Genomic DNA, 16,711 nt, shown 5'->3' with positions numbered 1-16,711 from the left:
TCCGCATCGTGCAACGACGGCACGTAGGCGCACCACTGGCAGATGCCCATATCTGCCGCCCGCCTGTCATTCCGCTGTGAGCAGTGCGGGCACACCCTGAGTAGCAGTTTGAAGCCGGTCAGGACCCCCTGACCGCGTCCCCGGAATGTAATCTCGCCTTCAGGCAGCACTTTTGGCCTGACGTATGCTGACATGCGATCTCCAAATAGGGGCGAACTGCTTGCTATACAACCGGAGGTCGAAGCCTACCACCGTGCGCGAAAGGGGGTGCGGCATGCGTATTTTGCATCATTTGATTAGTCGATTGCGGCAGCGCTTGGCGCAGCCCGGCCTAGATCCCAGGGAAATGCCGATCAGACTGTTGGGGTCGACTTTGTAGATCCGAGAAGCCGATCGTACTCGGCTTCTGGCATCCCGTAGCAAGCACCGGCCTGGGTGAGCAGGTAAGCGCGATCCAGGATAGTGATCGTGCCGCGCTTTGTCGCGATGACGCCGGCGCGCTCCAGTGCGGCAACGACCTCGGTCACGCCGGTGCGGTTCACGCCGAGCATCAAGGACAGGAAGCGGTGCGTCGTCGATAGATCGTCGCCCTCAACTCGATCGTGGCACATCAGCAGCCAGCGGGCGAGACGGGCCGCCAGCGTGTAGCGTGCGTTGGCGAGCGCTGTTCCGGCCATTTGCGCAGTGACGGTTTGCACATAGCGAAGTAGGCGCTCACCTAGAGGTGAGGATCGCGGCAGGATCTCGCGGAAGCTCGGAGCGGACATGACCCAGGCTGAGCCTGCATTCTGCACCCGGCCATCAAAAGGGGCCTGATCAGAGCCAAGCAGGAGCGGAATTCCGACTACGCCCTCGCACCCAACGAGCCCGACCTCCGCCTGTTCGCCGTCGGGAGCTTGCGCGACGAGGGAGACAATGCCGCGTTCAACAAAATACAAACTGGTGATTGGGATACCCGTCTGGATCAGCACGTCGCCTACCGCGAGCTTTTTCAGGGCAAGCCGCCCCTGAAGCAGATCGAAGTCGGATGGTGGCAGTCCGGCGAGCAAGCGATTGCGGCACGTGGCCTGTCGGAGCTGTGTCACGGACTCGCCCTGAAAAGGGCGGGGGCACGAACCCTCAGCCGTGTGCGCCCGAAAGATTGCAAACGATGCGCTGGTTCTAGGGAAAACGTGACCGCGACGCAAGCTTTTCATCAAATGATGATTTTAAATGTTGGGTTTCCGACATATGGTCGTTTCCGTCAAATTTTTACTGAGGCGTGATGCACCATGCACTGACCCGGAAGCTGGAAGGCTTCGAGGACCTGTCGGATGAGGATCGCCGGGCCCTGGATGGCCTGACGCCGCGCATCCGGCAGGTCGGTGCACGGGTCGATCTGATCCAAGAGGGTGACGAACCCGAGAATGTTCATCTGATCCTCGACGGCCTCGCCTGCCGCTACAAGGTGCTGCCGGATGGCAAACGCCAGATCATGTCCCTCTCGGTTCCAGGGGACTTCTGTGATCTCAACGTGTTCATCCTGGACCAGATGGATCACAACATCGGCACGATCTCCCGGTGTCAGGTCGTCGACATACCGCGTCGGGCGATCGAGGCGATCACCGGGTCCCATCCTCAGATTACGCGGGCCCTCTGGTGGTGCGCCCTCGTCGACGAGGCGGTGCTGCGCGAGTGGCTGGTCAACCTCGGTGGCCGTGCCCCGGAGCAGCGTCTCGCTCACCTTCTCTGCGAACTGCTGGTCCGGCTCGATGCGGTCGGAAAGGTCACGAACGACAGCTTCGCCTTCCCGTTCACGCAGGTCGAGCTTGCGGACGCGATGGGCTTGTCCGCCGTCCACGTGCACCGCACGCTTCGCGAGCTTCGTGACCTCGGCCTGATCACGATCAAACAGCGCGTTCTGACGATCCACGATGTCGAGCAACTGAAGGCGTTCTGCCGGTTCACGCCGAACTACCTCCACCTCAAGAACACCCGCTGGGGCGCACGCCGGAGCGAGCCGTGGCTGAACCAGCTCCGGGGAAGCTAGGCATGGATGCGCGCGACAACGTCGAGGCGTTGCTCGTGCTGCAGCCGATCGCTGTCGACACAGGCAGCCCGGATCGGGAAGGGCGCTTGGTTCTTGCCAATGGCATGCTGATCGCCGTGCTGGTGCGTCTCGATACCCCCGAACACGAGGTGGGCACGGGCTGGTTCGTGGAGGCGGCCTTCGGACGGCTTTTTGGGATCTCGGCGCCGATCTTCGCCGCCCTGGAGGAGGCAACACGATGGCTGCGACAGCACCGAAAAGCATGACTGACGTAGCCCCGTTGCAGGCCCCCTTCCGCTCGGATGCCGCGATACCGTTTCCGGTGACACGGCGAGCGGCTTTTCAAGCGGTCACGAATAGATCTACGACCCACCCGACCCGGTCGTAACGCTGACCAATCGGACGTCGACTCAAAGCCGTTCCAAGCCTTACTCCTCTGACTGTTCCGGCTCGGGGATTGGAGTGTCACCCATCCATAGTCCTGCAAATGTCAAGCTTGCCGTGTAGATGACCGTGTTTTTCTCGTCGCGCACCATGACCATGAATGCTTGTTGATCGTCTGCTTTGGGGATCTTGGTATTGGCACGCTGGAAGAGCGCGCGTTGCGAGAGACCCAGATGCTTATTGATCGAGTTAGGGCCCATCGCGCCGAGCACGATGCCATGCTGCAAGCAACCCGTGCCGCCATCCGAACGTCATTGCACTGCATCGCGCGTGTTCAGGCAAAATACGGCGAGCTTCCCAACGTTCGCCGACCAGAGAATGCGTGTGAGCAACAATCCGAACGTGCCGATGACGCCGCAGGATTACGTCAGGGCGATCGTGCTGCCGACGCTGACCGAGTTCCGAACCGCACGAGATAATAGGCGACGCGCTTATCTGGCGTGCCTCGTGATCTGCCACGTCGCCGACTCCCTTGCGCTCGCCGAGGTCCAAGCACAGCCCGGCTTCGGCGGCATGTCTGGAAACGCACGCAAGACAGCGGTTCGGAACGCCTTGAAGCGTGTGCAAGCCACGGTGGAGGCTCAGTGCGCTCAGGCTTCTATCGTGCTGGCAATCGCCAACGGCGTGAAGCACCCGGAAAAGCTGCCCCTACTACCGGGCAGTGAACGCGACGTGCCGCAATTCGCACTTGATACCCCCGGCGCCGGATTGGATGAAGGCCGGTTCGATGCGCCTGGCCTTGCGGTCGAGGTGGACGGGCAACAGCACTTTCTCGACGTGTACGCTCAGCAGGTGCTCGCCGCCTACGTCCGCGCTTATCCAAAGCACCTTGGCGAGATCTTGCTATCGTCGTTCATGGACCCAGGGCTCGAGTTCCTTGGACTGGACATTGAGCCAACATGGCTGACGGGTCTTGCGGCTTGGGCGGCCGGCAAGTCGGAAATCGCTGAGCTATGGCTGTACGGCAGCCGAGCGAGCGGCACTGCCCGCGCTGACAGTGACGTGGATATCGGCCTCGTGCTTGCTGACGTAGCGCCAGAATACCCCGGAGCGATCGTTCACGACTGGCCACTCGGCAACTACACGGCGCTCGGGGACCGGTGGGGGAAGGAACTCATGGCAATCGTCGGGCGGCATGTGAGCCTTGAACTGTTCGCCCGATCTGGCGAGATCGAAAGCAGGGAGGCCTGCGCCGCGAAGGTTTCGGCGATCATGCTGTGGTCTCGTGCCTCGGGCTAATGAGCAGGGGCCGTGCCAGTTAGCAAATGTTAGCATCAGCAAGGCCGGCACCGACGCGATGTCATGTCGGAGAAATGACCGTTTATCGGACATAAGAGGCGGCTGGTTTCGACCTAACCTCGCCGTTGAAGACAGATTGGTCGGCGCTCGAAAACTACCGTTCGTCAGCATGCCGAATGACACCTTGATCGAGCGGAAACCCCCGAGGCCCCATCAAGCGTGGAGGTAGGCGCTCGCCGCGCGTAAACTGCAGGCTCACCCCTTGCCGAACCAACGGGGAGAGCAACCGGTGACCCGTTTGAACACCGCGCCGAACGCACTTGGCGACACCCTCCGCGTAGAGCACGCCGATGCGCATCTTGATGCCGGGCGCGCGCTTGGCGGTGGCGTAGGAGAAGCCGCAATGGTCGGAGGAGACCACTTCGAGCGTGCCCTTCGGTCTTCCGTCAGGTCGTCTAGTTCGCCGGCAATTTCCAGGCGATCCAGGAGACCTACGGGGAGTTGAGGACCAAGCTGCTGCCCGCCGGCGCCGACCCGTCCCTGTTCAACGATCCGATCGACACCTGACCGGTCGGCGCGTCGCGGCGTTGATCTGAGCGAAGTCCTCTCCACCTGGTCGTGCGGAGCGGCGCTCCGCACGACCGCCCGATCCCAGATCAGACGCCCCTATGAGGTGATCTGCGCGTGCTGCGTGACCATCGCGATCAGGTCGCGGGCCGGGTCCTCGCTCATGAGCGTGTCGTAGAAGCCGGCGCCTTCAGTGGCGGATGCGGCGCTGCGCTCAAACATTGCTGCCTCGAAGGTGGCGAGGGCGGCCTCGGGGTCGTCGGGCTGCGCCGCGAGAAGACGGGCGAGCTCGGCCCCGTCGAACAGCGCGAGGTTTGCGCCCTCCCCATTCGGAGGCGCAAGATGGGCTGCATCGCCGAGCAGGGTGACGCCCGGCACGCGCGCCCACCGTTGGCCGACGGGAAGGCTGTGCGTCGGGCGCAGGACAGGGGCCACGTCGGTTTCCGTGAGAAGGGCGGTCAGTTCGGGTGCCCATCCGTCGAACGCCTGCACGATCTGCGCGATGGCATCGGTCGCGCCGTCCAACCGTCCGGTCATGAGGGTGTAGGCGTGAAGGGTGTCGCCCCTCTCACGGTGCGCCATGATGGCCCTGCCCGACGCCAGAGCACCCATGAACCCGCCGCCGACCGCCTTCGCGGTGTCGGGGTAACGGGTGTCGGCCTCGAACAGGAAGGTCTCGAGGATGGACATGCCGGTCGGCGCAGGCACGGCGGGCGTCAGGAGCGGCCGGACGCGCGACCAAGCGCCGTCGGCTCCGACGAGCAGGCTCGCGACCTCGCGGCTGCCATCGCTGAAGACCACCTCGTGGCGCCCGGCGCCGAGCGCCTGCACGCCGATGAGCTTGCGGCCCCAGCGGACGGTGCCGGGCGGCAGGGAGTCGAGCAGCATCTGTCGCAACTCGCCGCGTTGGACCTCGGGACGCCCACCCGTGCCGTCGTCGGGCTTCTCGAAGAGGACGCGCCCGTCCCGATCGAGGAAGCGCATCGCTTGGCGCCCTTCGAGGATCAGGCTGCGAAACTCCGCGGTGAGGCCCGCCGCTTCCAAGGCGGCCTGACCGTCGTTCTCGTGGATGTCGAGCATCCCGCCCTGCGCGCGTGCCATCGGCGAATGGTCCGCCTCGAAGACCGTCGCGTCCATACCTTGGAGCGACAGCACGCGGGCAAGCAGGAGGCCACCGAGGCCGGCACCGATGATCGTCACGTCCCGCGGCATTCGCATTTCCCTGCACCCCCTATGGAACAGCGTTCCATACCGACGTACCCATTGGAACGGCGTTCCAGGCGTGTCAAGTTGGTGGCATGACGATCACGACCCAGCGCAGCGAACGGCGACGGACCACCCTCTCAAAGGAGCGGATCGTCCAGGCGGCGATCACCATCCTCGACCGCGACGGCGAGTCGGCGCTGACTTTCCGCGCCCTAGCGGCGGATCTCGAGACCGGGAGCGGGGCGATCTACTGGCACATCGCGGACAAGAGCGACCTGCTCGCCGCGGCCGCGGACCAGGTCGTCTCGCGGATCGTGACGGGACTGGCCGCAGACATCGAGGCGCGGGAGGGCATCCGGGCCATCGCGCTCGGCATCTTCGACGCGAGCGACGCCCATCCCTGGGTCGGGGCTCAGTTGTCGCGCGAGCCGGACCAATTGGCGATGCTGGGGGTCTTCGAAGGGATCGGCGGTCGGCTCCTGATGCTCGGCGTGCCCAGAGCCTCCCTGTTCGACGCGTGGTCGGCGCTCGTGAACTACATTCTCGGCGTCGCGGCACAGAACGCCGCCAACGCGTCCGTCGTCACCTGCGAGGCGGACAGGACGGCCTTCCTCGCGGGCCTTGCCGCCCGATGGGCCGGGCTCGACCCGGTCGAGTACCCGTTCCTGCGCCAAGTCGCGGCCGACCTGCCTGGGCACGACGACCGCGCGCAGTTCCTCGCAGGCCTGGACTTGGTCCTGGCTGGCATCGCGACGCTTTGACGGCCCGCGCCCGCCGTCGCCAGGGCGACGCGAACACCGCACCTCGAAGGCGCCGCGCAACGTGGAAGATCCGGCCTGCCCGATGCGCCTGCCGGCGGGCGCTGATGCGCTCGCCTGGGCGGCGGGGTGACACGGCCCCTCGAACGTCCTCTTCCACCACGTATCCAGCGGAAGCGGGCAGGCAGAAAGCCACCCAACTTGGACATCGGTCCTAGCAGCTTCGACGTCAGGTATCCGACCGGTTGCCCGACTTGTACGGCTGCGTGCAGCAAGGTCCGAGAAGGGTGGAGGCTGTGTGAAAAGAGGACGCCAAGCTGGGGCTGTCCGGCCGCTTGGGAGAGCGGCGGGCAGGCTTTTTGCCCCCCTCCCGATCGTTGCAAGATCGCAAGGAAGCTCAAAGAAATCTGCGACGTCGATCGTTCGATCCCTGGATCTTAAATCCTCGACAGACAATCAGCGATTTATAGCAACATATATTTGATTTGATACTTTTTGTGTTAGACTTATCCTCTAACGGAGGCCCGGGATGACACGCTTTGTCCAAGCTGCAGATCGTGACCAAGTTGCCCTGCTTCCTGATTGCCTGGACGATTACGTCACGCAAGATAATCCAGCCCGCGTCGTCGATGCGTTTGTCGACGAATTGGATCTCGCAGCACTCGGCTTTGCCGGCGTGACGCCCGCCGCCACCGGTCGACCCGGCTATCACCCTGCGACGCTATTGAAGCTCTACCTGTACGGCTACTTGAACCAGATCCCGTCCAGCCGGCGCTTGGAGCGGGAGTCTGGCCGCAATGTCGAACTGATGTGGCTGATCGGCCGCCTCGCACCCGACTTCAAGACGATCGCCGACTTCCGACGCGAGAACGGGGATGCGCTTCGCGCGACCTGTCGGCACTTCGTGATGCTCTGCCGACAGGTCGGTCTCCTGGCCGGAGGCGTCGTGGCCGTCGACGGCAGCCGGTTCAAGGCCGTGAACACGCGCGACCGGAACTTCACCCCGGCCGCGGTCCGCAGGCGCATCGAGCAGGTCGAGACGAGCATCGTGCGCTACCTCGCGGCCCTCGATACCGCCGACCGTCAGGAGGCCGAGGTGACAGAGCTTCGAACCCCACGCCTAAAGGAGCGGCTCTCTGCACTGCGGGATCGGCTGCGCGCGTTGCAGGCGATGGAGACGCTCGTCGAGGCCGCGTCGGACCGACAGATCTCGCTGACCGACCCCGATGCACGGGCCATGGCGACGAACGGTAAGGGCACCGGGCTCGTCGGCTACAACGTTCAGGCCGCGGTGGACACGAAGCATCACCTCGTCGTCGCCCATGAAGTGACCAACGTCGGCCACGACCGCACCCAGCTCGCCAATATCGCGGGGCAAGCTCAGGCCGCCGCGGGCGAGGAAGCCATCCAGGTTCTGGCGGATCGGGGCTACTTCTCCGGTGAGGAGATCCTCGCCTGCGACCGGGCGGGGATCGCGGTCACCCTGCCAAAGCCGATGACGTCCGGCGCGAAGGCCGAGGGCCGATTCGGCAAGCAGGACTTTGTCTACCAGGCGAGCGACGACACCTATCGCTGCCCGGGGGACCAGACGCTGACCTATCGCTTCGAGAGCATCGAGAACGGGATGACCCTACGGCGGTACTGGACGTCGGCCTGTTCGAATTGCCCGATCAAGACCTCCTGCACGCCCGCCGAGCAGCGTCGCATCACGCGTTGGGAACACGAGCACGTGCTGGAAGCCGTCCAGCGCCGGCTCGACGAGAACCCGAACGCGATGCGTGACCGCCGCCAGACGGTCGAGCACGTCTTCGGCACCCTGAAAGCCTGGATGGGAGCGACCCACTTCCTGACCCGGGGGCTGAGGAACGTGGCCGGTGAGATGAGCCTGCAGGTTCTTGCCTACAACATAAAGCGGGTGATCGCGATCCTCGGTGCCGGCCCGCTCATCGCAGCCATCCGAGGCTGAAAGCCCGGTCCCTTTGGGCCTTACGCTGTCAGGTCCGTCCAGTCCGCAAACGCGTTCTCACACAGCCTCGGTGGTGAGCAGAAGTCAGACCGGTGTCGGCAAGCGGTCATGTGGCGCCACGTCTAGGGCTCTGCCACAGCCCAGGCATGACCAATCGAGCCAAAGGTGTGAGCGTCACATGCGCAGGCCCAGGGTGACGAGGAGATCGTCCAACTGCGCGAACTGCTCGGGCGTCGCGTCCTCCATGCCGACGAACGATGCGTCGAGCGCCTCCTTCGAGGGGTAGAGTTCGCGCATGATCAGCAGCGTCCGGCCGTCGCGATCCTCGAATGTCACGGTCGTGACGGCACCATCCGCACCCTCGTCGTTTGTCCAGACGAGGCGCGAGCGCGGCGTCACGTCGAGATACTTGCCAAAGAAAGCCCTGGAACTTGCAACGTCGTGTCCGAACGCAAGGCGATAACCGCCACCCGTGCGGACATCCATCTCGCACGACAACAGGGGCACCGGGCTCGACTTCGGCGTCCACCACAGCTTGAACAGGTCGGGCTTGGTCCATGCGTCCCACACGAGACGGACAGGCGCGTCGAAGGTGCGCGTCACGACGAGTTCGCGCTCCGACCCTCGTTCGACCGCCGTGCGGCCGTCACTCACCCTGTGGCCCATCGATTTCCTCTCTCCGTTTCATGGCCTCGACGACGCAATCCAACGCGTCGAAGCGCGCGTTCCAGATCCGGCGGCGCTCTTCGATCCAGGCCGCCTCTTCTTCGAGCACGCGGAGGCCGAGCCGGCAGGTCCGCACACGCCCGACCTTCTCCGTCGTGATCAGCCCCACCTGCTCCAAGACGCCGACGTGCTTCTTCATGCCCGTGAGGGTCATGTTGAAGTTCGCCGCGAGCTGCGTGATCGAGGCGTCCGCGCTTTCGAGTTGCACCAGCACGCCGCGCCGCGTGGCGTCCGAGAGGGCGGCGAAGGAGGCGTCGAGCCGGGTCGTTAAAGAGTGAACCATTTGGTTCAGTGTTTTAGTGCCAGGATTGGCGTTGTGCAAGTAAGGAGACTGCCAACCGGGTGATGGGCGAAAAGCAGACACCTCGAACGTCCGCTCGGGGTCGATAGCAACCTGAACGACGCGTCAGGTATCAGACCATTTTCTCGACGCATCGGGCTGCATACGGCAGGGTCCGAGAAGAGTGGGGAACAGCCTTTAACCCTTCGTCGGGAAGCGGACGTTCCGTATCCAACCCAACTGCGTCATACAAAGCTGTTAGATCGAATTCGTAAAGCGGACATTGCCCGGCGAATGAATGTGCCTCGCTCGTATGCCGTGCAATTTGAGGACTGGCGCCCTTGCAATGGCGCATAGGTCGCACCTGTGGGACAACACGAGGCATGGTGCGCCTCAACGAGATCCGAACCGGTGAAGTCGCGATCGCCCCTCCAGAGGTCTCCGACGCCGGATTGACCTACATCGGCCGTATCCGAACGCCCTGGACCGACCGTTTAGCTTGTCCGCGCCAAGGACGAGCGGACGGCCCGTTGTGTCGGATCGAGGTCTTCGAGCCATGGATCGCCGCACTCGACGGCCTGGGCGAATTTGCCCGGATCGAGGTTCTTTACTGGCTCGACGCCTCCCGGCGCGATCTGGTGCGCCAAAGCCCAGCCAACGACGGCACGACGCGGGGCACCTTCGCGCTACGCTCGCCCGTCCGTCCGAACCCAATCGGGACCTCGATCGTCACGCTCATCGCGATCGAGGGAGGCACCCTAACCGTGCGAGGGCTCGATTGCCTCGACGGCACGCCGCTGCTCGACCTCAAACCCGACCGATCCCTTTTCACGCCGATCGCCCCACCGCAGCTGGGTGACTACGAAACCGGGGCCTGAACGAAGCCTATTGGCAGAGTAGCGACGCCATCAGCCACCTTGACCTACGTCCGGTTATATCCCAGCAGATACAGCGCATGTATCGAGCCGGAGCCGACGTTGCCCGACACACGTCTTTCGACGACCCATCGTACCCTTGGGACCCTCGCACTGATCGGGACTATCGCCTTCGCGGCTGTCGCCCCGGCCCGAGCGGAGCCTGTTCGGATCTTCGCCGCAGGCAGTCTCGTGGCGGCGCTCAAGGACGTCATCGCCGCCTCCGGCCTTCCTTCCGATGCCGTCGCGGCTCCGGTGTTCGGGCCAGCCGGCCTGATGCGTCAGCGTATCGAGGGCGGGGAGAAGGCAGACCTCTTTCTCTCGGCCGACCTCACCGGGCCACGTCGCCTTGCGGAAGCCGGCAAGGCCAGGGACGTGGTGCCCTTCGCTCGGAACAAGCTATGCGTGCTCGCCCGTGCCGACCTTGGGCTGACGTCCGAGAACCTCCTCGACCGCCTGCTCAAGCCCGATCTGCGGCTTGCGACCTCTACACCGGGTGCCGATCCCGGCGGTGACTACGCTCAGGCCGTGTTCGACCGAGCCGAAGCCATCCACCCCGGCGCCAAGGCGATCTTGGAGAGGAAGGCTCTGAGGCTGCTCGGCTCCCCCAACACGATGGTGCCGGTGGCCGGGCGAAGCCCTGCTGCCACCGTGTTCCTCGGCAATAACGCCGACGCTCTGCTGTACTATTGCAGCGGACAGAAAGGCACGATGCAGGAGGCGCCCGGCCTCAGCCTCGTCCCGCTGCCCCCGCACCTCTCGGTGCCAGCGACCTATGGCATGGCGCTCCTGAGCGACAGCCCGGACGCCGCCCGCCTCGCGGTGTTCCTCGTCTCGGAGAAGGCACAGGCGATCCTCGCCCGACATGAGCTTGGACCGATCGCGGCGCCCTGAGGCGCCTCGCGTCACGCAGCCGAGAAGCTATTCGGCCTTGAGGAGGTCGAGCTTGATATCCGGGGCCGGTGAACGGCTGACTTCGATGGTCACCGCGCCGGCATCGAGGACGAAGCGCAGGCTTTTGCGGACATCCGGGCAAGCGGCCTTGCCGCTGTGAGCCGAGGGTCTGAGAGACGTGCGGCCGTCCTGGCTGACGTCGATCCAGGCGTCGTCCGAGAGCGTCACCTGATAGGTGCCGGCCGCCGGGATCGTAGCCGTCACGGAACCGGCGAACGTGCCCGGCTTCAATGCCTTCTCCGACGGGAACAGGAGCGTGACATCGGCGATCGGCTTCAGCACGAGGCGCGCCGCACCCGTCCCGCCCGACAGCGCAGACCCGGAGGTCACTGTCGGCAGGTCGGGTGCTGCAAAGGCCGTCCGTTCCCGCGCCACCGACCACGCGAAGCTGGCGCAGGCGGGCACATCCTCGGCCATGGCCGTGCTGCCTGAAACGGCCAACAATCCAGAAACGAGGAGGGCGCGGGAAATGGACATGCTCAGTCGACCGCGATCATCACGTCGGACGCCTTGACCACGGCGTAGGCCTCCACGCCGACCGTGAGCTTCAGGCTGTCGACCGCCTCGTTGGTGATCGCCGAGGTGATGACCTGACCGCCAGCGATCTCGATTTTGACGTGCGCGGTGGTCGCGCCCTTCTCGACGGCCACGACCTTGCCCTTGATGAGGTTGCGTGCGGAGATTTTCATGCCGGAATTGCCTATTTCACTGTGATGACCGTGAAGCCCTGAGCCTCGAAGAACGGCTTGGCCGCCGGCCCCTTCAGGAAGTCGAGGAAGCGGGCCGCGCCGTCACCCTTAGCCTCGGACGTGACGGCGAACGGGTACACCACCGGCGGATGGCTGTCCGCCGGAAACACGCCGACCACCTTCACGCCCGGATCGGACTTCGCGTCGCTTTCGTAGACGACGCCGAGCGGCGCCTCGCCGCGCGAGACCAGGGCGAGCGCCGCGCGCACGTTGTCGGCCTGCGCCAACCGCGGCTGGATCGTGGCCCAGAGCCCGAGCTTCTCGAAGCCCGCCTTGGCGTACTTGCCCACCGGCACCGACGTAACCTCGCCAGTGGCAAGCCGCCCATCAGAGCCAAGCGCCTTGGCGAAGCCCTCTACGGTGAACGGGACCTCGCTCTCCTTCGCGTCCTTGGGCGCGACGACGACGAGGCGGTTGTTGAGCAGGTTCACCCGGCTTTCGGGTCGGATGAGCTTCTTCTTGTCGAGGTAGTCCATCCATTCGAGATCGGCCGAGGCGAAGAGGTCGGCCGGCGCGCCCGCCTCGATCTGGCGGGCGAGCGCCGACGAGGCGGCGTAGCTCGCCTTGATCTCGATCCCGGTCTGCGCGGTGAAAGCCTTGCCGGCATTGTCGAGGGCGTTCTTCAGGCTCGCCGCCCCGAAGACCGTCGCGGTCTCGGCGGCTTGCGTGATCGAGGCACCCAGCAGGAGACCGGTGACGAGGAGGGCACGAGTGAGGTTGCGCATCGAGGATGTGTTCTCCGGGTCGTTTGCGTGGTCAGCAAGAGATGCGTTGGCCGCGGTCAGGAACGATCGTCCTCGTCGCCATCCGCTCACGTCATGGGCACCAGCACGTTCTCTTTCCAGAGGACGCGGTGGAGGACGGACATGATGATGTGACCGAGCACGACCGTCATGAGGACGAAGCCGAGCCAGTAATGGAACAGGTCACCGGGAACCATCATCCAGGCGATCTTGTCGCCCCGCACCGGCATGAGCGGGATCCCGTAGGGAGAAAAGCCCTTGCCCGACCCATACTGGCGTAGAAGCGAGATCCCCGGCACGACGATCATCAGCGCGTAGATCAGGCCGTGACCGGCCTCGGCCGCGCGGCCGAGGCGCCCAGGGTGTGGAGGTCGTCGGCCCAGGTTCATCAGCCCCCAGGCTCCGCGTAGCAGGACCAGGACGAACAGGGTGAAGCCCAGGGTGAAGTGGCTTCCACCGACGAACCGCGTGAGCGCGGTGTCGCCGATGCCGACGTAGAGCAGCGCCCCCGCGAATTGCCACGCGAAGAGCGCGGCCATGAGCCAGTGGAAGCCGCGACTGATGCGGCCATAGCGCTGTGTCGTGTCGAGCCAGGTGGCCATGGCCTGTCCTTGGGGCCTGTGCTTCGGCGCGGTTGGCAACGAGGTGATCCCGCTCGCCACCCACGCGATCGTCGCGACGGAGTTCCGTGGCGACGATCGCCCGGACCTTAAGCAGCCTTCGACAACGAGGCCATGTCGATGACGAAGCGGTACTTGACGTCGCTCTTCAGCATGCGGGCGTAGGCGGTCTCGATCTGGTTGATCGGGATCATCTCGATGTCCGAGGTGATGCCGTGCTCGGCGCAGAAGTCGAGCATCTCCTGGGTCTCGGCGATCCCGCCGATGAGCGACCCGGCGAAGTTCCGCCTGCGCCAGATCACGCTGAACACCTGCATCGGCAGCGGCTTCTCGGGCGCGCCGACCTGCACGAGCGTGCCGTCGCGTTTCAGCAAGCCGAGATAGGCGTTGATGTCATGCTCGGCCGCCACCGTGTCGAGGATGAAGTCGAAGGTCTCTCCCTGGGCGGCCATCGCGTCCGCATCCTTCGAGATCACCACGGCGTCGGCGCCGAGGCGCTTGGCATCCGCCTCCTTGCCTGGGGAGGTCGTGAACAGGGTGACCTTCGCGCCCATGGCATGCGCGAGCTTGAGGCCCATGTGACCGAGGCCGCCGAGGCCCACGATCCCCACCTTCTGTCCGGGTCCGACCTTCCAGTGGCGCAGTGGCGAGTACGTCGTGATGCCGGCACACAGCAGCGGCGCGACCCCGGCGAGGTCGAGGTTTTGCGGGATGCGCAGGACGAAATGGCTGTCGACGACGACATGGCTCGAATAGCCGCCGAAGGTGTGGCCACCGGTCTGAGGCTCGGGGCCGTTGTAGGTCGCGGTGAAGCCGGGCTCGCAATACTGCTCCAGCCCCTCCTTGCAGCTCGCGCACTCCCGGCAGGACCCGACCATGCAGCCGACGCCGGCGAGGTCACCTGCCTTGAAGGTCGAGACCTCGGCGCCGACGCGCGTGACGCGCCCGACAATCTCGTGGCCGGGCACGCACGGATAGAGGGTGTTCTGCCACTCGTTGCGGGCCTGGTGCAGGTCCGAATGGCAGACGCCGCAATAGACGATCTCGATCTCGATGTCGGACGGACCGGGATCCCGACGCTGGAAGGTGAAGGGCGCGAGGGGCGCCTCGGCACTCGATGACGCGTATCCGGTGCAAGTGAACATGCAGGCTCGTCTCCGAAGGGGCGATCGTGGCAGCGATCGCTGCAGCAAGTACGGCACGCTATATACCGCAGGATACATCGGGCGCCAGTTACGGATGGAAGCGTCGGCGTTCGATCCGGGTTATGGTCACCTGCAGGACGAAAGGACCCGATGGCACGGTTGAGCATCCGCATCGATCTCGGACCCGACAACCAGCTCGGGCCGGGCAAGGTGCAACTTCTAGAGCTGATCGCCGAGCACGGCTCGATCTCGGCGGCCGGCCGGGCGATCGGGATGTCCTATCGGCGAGCGTGGATGCTGGTCGAGGCGATGAACAAGGGGTTCGGACAGCCCGTGGTCGCCGCGCAGATCGGCGGCAAGAGTGGCGGCGGGGCGCAGCTCTCGGCATTTGGGGTCGAGGTCGTCGCGCATTATCGGGCGATCGAACGCGCTGCCGAGCGCGCAGCCTCCCCCTTCCTGCAACGCCTGACCTCGGCCTCGGTAGCAGGCTGACTCCCCGAATTCGTTCGGCCCTCATGCCTGCCCCCTAGGCAAGCAACCACCTTTACGACAGATTGGCTATATCTGACGGAATATAGCGATTGCGGAGGTGCGGCGTGACCCAAGGACCTCACATCAGCGGACCAGCGCTCCAGGCGCTTGCGGCGGGCGCCGTGAGGTCGACTTTCCTGCCGCCGGTGGCCGACCCGGCCGAGAGGCCCCGCGACCGGATCTGGGAACTGGCCGACAACCTGCACTGCTCGATCGTCGGCACGTGCCTGACCAACGCCGAGGCGCGTAGCATTCTGGCCAAGCTTGGCCGGGTGGATGCCCGAACGATGACGGAGCACCGGCTGCACGGCGAGATCGTGCAGATGGCCGGACGGCGCGATGGCGGCGCCAAGCTCCTGCAGAAGACCCTGGATCGCCGCCACGAGCGCGAGATCAAGCGCTTCACGGAGGCCCGCACTGCCGCGGAAGTCCGCACACTCTGGCGCGAGTATCTGGAACGCGGCGAGATCCCCGGTGCCTACTGGGCCGCGATCACCCATCCGGCCACCGATTGGCCCCTGGTGCAGGACGTCTTCGGCGAGGTGCACATGCTCTCGCATCTCGTCGGGCAGTCGAACCGTGCCGACATCCGACGCCTGCGCCAGCTCGAAGCGGATCTGGCTGCGCAGGAGGCGGAAGCCCTACGGCAGGAGCGGCGTATCCTCGAACTGATGGAGCAGCGCGACGCCCTCAGCTCGCAGGCCCGCGCCGCCGACACAGATCGCCCAGCGCCGTTGCCCCGTCCGTCTGACGACCCCGAAGCGTCGCTCAAGGCAGCGATGAAAACTCTGGAAGGCCGCCTTGCACGCGAACAGGCGCATGCGGAGGCGTTGGAGGAGAAGGTTGCGATCTTGATGCAGGCCTCTCATCGGCTGAGCCAGGACCTCGAAGCGGAGGGCGGTCGTTGTCGAGCGCTTGCAGCTGAGGTCGCCGCGCTGGAGGCCGTGATCGAGACCACTTCCGTCTCGGCAGACACGTCAGCGATCGATCCCGCCTGTCTCCAAGGTCGAACCTTCCTGTACGTCGGTGGTCGTCCGCGTCTGGTCGCGAACCTCCGGCGCTTCACGTCGGAGCGCGGCGGCCGGCTTTTGAGCCATGACGGCGGCATCGAGGAAAGCCTCAGCCTGCTTCCGGGTCTCGTCGGACAAAGCGACCTGGTGCTGTTCCCCGTCGAATGCGTCAGTCACGAAGCGACCGCCTGGGTCAAGCGCAGTTGCGGCGACGGTGCAAAACCTTTCCACCCGCTGCGCAGCGCGAGTCTCGCAAGCTACGTCCACGCTGTGCTGCCTGGTTCGAACCAAGCACGATCTGACGCTCACGCCTAAACGAATGCCCTGAGGAGGCGAAGCAAGAGGTTGAAGAACGCTGTATCCAATCGGCTACAGCGATCCGGCTGAATTTTGGATATGCCGTACGTCTGCTCGTTCCTGAGACCACGAGCCCACTCTCCGGCGCGTCCTCATTGGGGACGCGCCGCTTTCCTTTTCAGGGTGGCAACCAGTCCCTGAGCTTCCGTCTCGAAGCCGTCGTGCCGCAGGCCAGTCGTAGATGATCGTTTGGCAAGCAGCCAGAAAGCGGACCTTCCAAGGGTCGCTTAAGGGTCGATAGCAACCTGAACGACGTGTCGGGTATCCGACTGTTTTCCCGACAATTTCAGACGGTTTCGGTAACGTCTCTGAACTAGTCTAGCCTTTTCTCTTGCTGGTAGGTTCGGTAAGTGCCCCGATGCTTCTCCTGACCGACCGCCAAAGGATCGAACTCGCAGTTCCCGCCTATCTCTTCTATGCGCTTACGGGGGCGCCGAACGTGTTCGTTCCAGCTGATCCGGACCTCGTCGCGA

The 16,711-nt window shown here is 64.8% G+C and carries 20 protein-coding genes; 9 read left to right on the top strand and 11 right to left on the bottom strand.

Annotated elements, in window-relative coordinates:
• The coding region (locus tag MKK70_RS14305) for a hypothetical protein (RefSeq protein ID WP_243948540.1) at window positions 1-194 on the bottom strand (194 nt) is incomplete at its 3' end.
• 159 nt (window positions 195-353) lie between these two features.
• Window positions 354-1,049, bottom strand: a complete 696-nt coding sequence (locus tag MKK70_RS14300; protein ID WP_243932675.1) for a Crp/Fnr family transcriptional regulator — start codon at window positions 1,047-1,049, stop codon at window positions 354-356.
• 215 nt (window positions 1,050-1,264) lie between these two features.
• Between MKK70_RS14300 and MKK70_RS14295 the strand changes: the two genes are divergently transcribed.
• Both MKK70_RS14295 and MKK70_RS14290 read left to right on the top strand, forming a co-directional pair.
• Window positions 1,265-2,029 carry a Crp/Fnr family transcriptional regulator gene (locus MKK70_RS14295; protein ID WP_243948538.1) on the top strand — a complete coding sequence of 255 codons (765 nt, stop codon included), beginning with the start codon at window positions 1,265-1,267 and terminating at the stop codon, window positions 2,027-2,029.
• Window positions 2,030-2,031: 2 nt separating this feature from the next.
• Window positions 2,032-2,295, top strand: a complete 264-nt coding sequence (locus MKK70_RS14290; protein WP_243948537.1) for a hypothetical protein — start codon at window positions 2,032-2,034, stop codon at window positions 2,293-2,295.
• Between the two features lie 162 nt (window positions 2,296-2,457).
• Here MKK70_RS14290 and MKK70_RS14285 read toward each other — a convergent pair whose 3' ends face one another.
• Window positions 2,458-2,700 (bottom strand): hypothetical protein, encoded by a 243-nt coding sequence (locus MKK70_RS14285; RefSeq protein WP_243932672.1) that lies wholly within the window; start codon window positions 2,698-2,700, stop codon window positions 2,458-2,460.
• Window positions 2,701-2,797: 97 nt separating this feature from the next.
• Here MKK70_RS14285 and MKK70_RS30865 point away from each other — a divergent pair, with 97 nt between their 5' ends.
• A complete protein-coding gene (locus tag MKK70_RS30865) occupies window positions 2,798-3,712 on the top strand; it encodes a nucleotidyltransferase domain-containing protein (protein WP_243932671.1) in 915 nt (304 codons plus the stop codon).
• A gap of 666 nt (window positions 3,713-4,378) precedes the next feature.
• Here MKK70_RS30865 and MKK70_RS14275 read toward each other — a convergent pair.
• Window positions 4,379-5,491 carry an FAD-dependent oxidoreductase gene (locus tag MKK70_RS14275; protein ID WP_243948536.1) on the bottom strand — a complete coding sequence of 371 codons (1,113 nt, stop codon included), beginning with the start codon at window positions 5,489-5,491 and terminating at the stop codon, window positions 4,379-4,381.
• A gap of 86 nt (window positions 5,492-5,577) precedes the next feature.
• Here MKK70_RS14275 and MKK70_RS14270 point away from each other — a divergent pair, with 86 nt between their 5' ends.
• Together MKK70_RS14270 and MKK70_RS14265 are read left to right on the top strand one after the other, a co-directional pair.
• Entirely contained in the window at window positions 5,578-6,246 is a 669-nt protein-coding gene (locus tag MKK70_RS14270) for a TetR/AcrR family transcriptional regulator (RefSeq protein WP_243932668.1), read from the top strand.
• Between the two features lie 526 nt (window positions 6,247-6,772).
• The gene (locus MKK70_RS14265; protein WP_243948535.1) at window positions 6,773-8,209 is read left to right on the top strand and encodes an IS1182 family transposase; all 1,437 of its coding nucleotides are present in this window, start codon (window positions 6,773-6,775) and stop codon (window positions 8,207-8,209) included.
• A 174-nt stretch (window positions 8,210-8,383) separates the two neighbouring features.
• Here the strand turns inward: MKK70_RS14265 and MKK70_RS14260 are convergent, their stop codons facing one another.
• Both MKK70_RS14260 and MKK70_RS14255 read right to left on the bottom strand, forming a co-directional pair.
• Window positions 8,384-8,875, bottom strand: a complete 492-nt coding sequence (locus tag MKK70_RS14260) for an SRPBCC family protein (protein ID WP_243948534.1) — start codon at window positions 8,873-8,875, stop codon at window positions 8,384-8,386.
• Complete coding sequence (locus tag MKK70_RS14255; RefSeq protein WP_243948541.1) at window positions 8,856-9,218, bottom strand: ArsR/SmtB family transcription factor; 363 nt, start codon at window positions 9,216-9,218, stop codon at window positions 8,856-8,858. The genes MKK70_RS14260 and MKK70_RS14255 overlap by 20 nt, the downstream gene beginning before the upstream one ends.
• A gap of 380 nt (window positions 9,219-9,598) precedes the next feature.
• On the opposite strand from MKK70_RS14255, the gene tsaA reads away from it, so the two are divergent.
• Both tsaA and MKK70_RS14245 read left to right on the top strand, forming a co-directional pair.
• Window positions 9,599-10,093 carry a tRNA (N6-threonylcarbamoyladenosine(37)-N6)-methyltransferase TrmO gene (gene tsaA / locus MKK70_RS14250; RefSeq protein ID WP_243948533.1) on the top strand — a complete coding sequence of 165 codons (495 nt, stop codon included), beginning with the start codon at window positions 9,599-9,601 and terminating at the stop codon, window positions 10,091-10,093.
• A gap of 39 nt (window positions 10,094-10,132) precedes the next feature.
• Window positions 10,133-11,023, top strand: coding sequence for a substrate-binding domain-containing protein (locus MKK70_RS14245; protein ID WP_313899094.1), 891 nt, complete (start codon window positions 10,133-10,135; stop codon window positions 11,021-11,023).
• Window positions 11,024-11,050: 27 nt separating this feature from the next.
• Here MKK70_RS14245 and MKK70_RS14240 read toward each other — a convergent pair whose 3' ends face one another.
• The 5 genes from MKK70_RS14240 to MKK70_RS14220 all read right to left on the bottom strand — a co-directional run bounded on the left by MKK70_RS14240 (window position 11,051) and on the right by MKK70_RS14220 (window position 14,340).
• Entirely contained in the window at window positions 11,051-11,560 is a 510-nt protein-coding gene (locus MKK70_RS14240; protein WP_243948531.1) for a hypothetical protein, read from the bottom strand.
• A 2-nt stretch (window positions 11,561-11,562) separates the two neighbouring features.
• A complete protein-coding gene (locus tag MKK70_RS14235; protein ID WP_243948530.1) occupies window positions 11,563-11,772 on the bottom strand; it encodes a molybdopterin-binding protein in 210 nt (69 codons plus the stop codon).
• Window positions 11,773-11,783: 11 nt separating this feature from the next.
• Complete coding sequence (modA, locus tag MKK70_RS14230; RefSeq protein WP_243948529.1) at window positions 11,784-12,557, bottom strand: molybdate ABC transporter substrate-binding protein; 774 nt, start codon at window positions 12,555-12,557, stop codon at window positions 11,784-11,786.
• Window positions 12,558-12,643: 86 nt separating this feature from the next.
• Window positions 12,644-13,177 (bottom strand): cytochrome b, encoded by a 534-nt coding sequence (locus MKK70_RS14225; protein ID WP_243948528.1) that lies wholly within the window; start codon window positions 13,175-13,177, stop codon window positions 12,644-12,646.
• 107 nt (window positions 13,178-13,284) lie between these two features.
• A complete protein-coding gene (locus MKK70_RS14220) occupies window positions 13,285-14,340 on the bottom strand; it encodes an NAD(P)-dependent alcohol dehydrogenase (RefSeq protein WP_243948527.1) in 1,056 nt (351 codons plus the stop codon).
• Window positions 14,341-14,490: 150 nt separating this feature from the next.
• On the opposite strand from MKK70_RS14220, the gene MKK70_RS14215 reads away from it, so the two are divergent.
• Both MKK70_RS14215 and MKK70_RS30860 read left to right on the top strand, forming a co-directional pair.
• On the top strand, window positions 14,491-14,832 hold the full coding sequence (locus tag MKK70_RS14215) for a winged helix-turn-helix domain-containing protein (RefSeq protein WP_243948526.1): 342 nt from the start codon (window positions 14,491-14,493) through the stop codon (window positions 14,830-14,832).
• A gap of 104 nt (window positions 14,833-14,936) precedes the next feature.
• A complete protein-coding gene (locus tag MKK70_RS30860) occupies window positions 14,937-16,196 on the top strand; it encodes a DUF2325 domain-containing protein (RefSeq protein ID WP_243948525.1) in 1,260 nt (419 codons plus the stop codon).
• Window positions 16,197-16,711 lie beyond the last annotated feature (515 nt).

This window comes from Methylobacterium sp. E-041, from assembly GCF_022829665.1.
Taxonomy (GTDB): Bacteria; Pseudomonadota; Alphaproteobacteria; order Rhizobiales; family Beijerinckiaceae; genus Methylobacterium.
The sequence above is the reverse complement of the archived record's forward strand: the minus strand, read 5'-3'. Positions and strand labels throughout refer to the sequence as shown.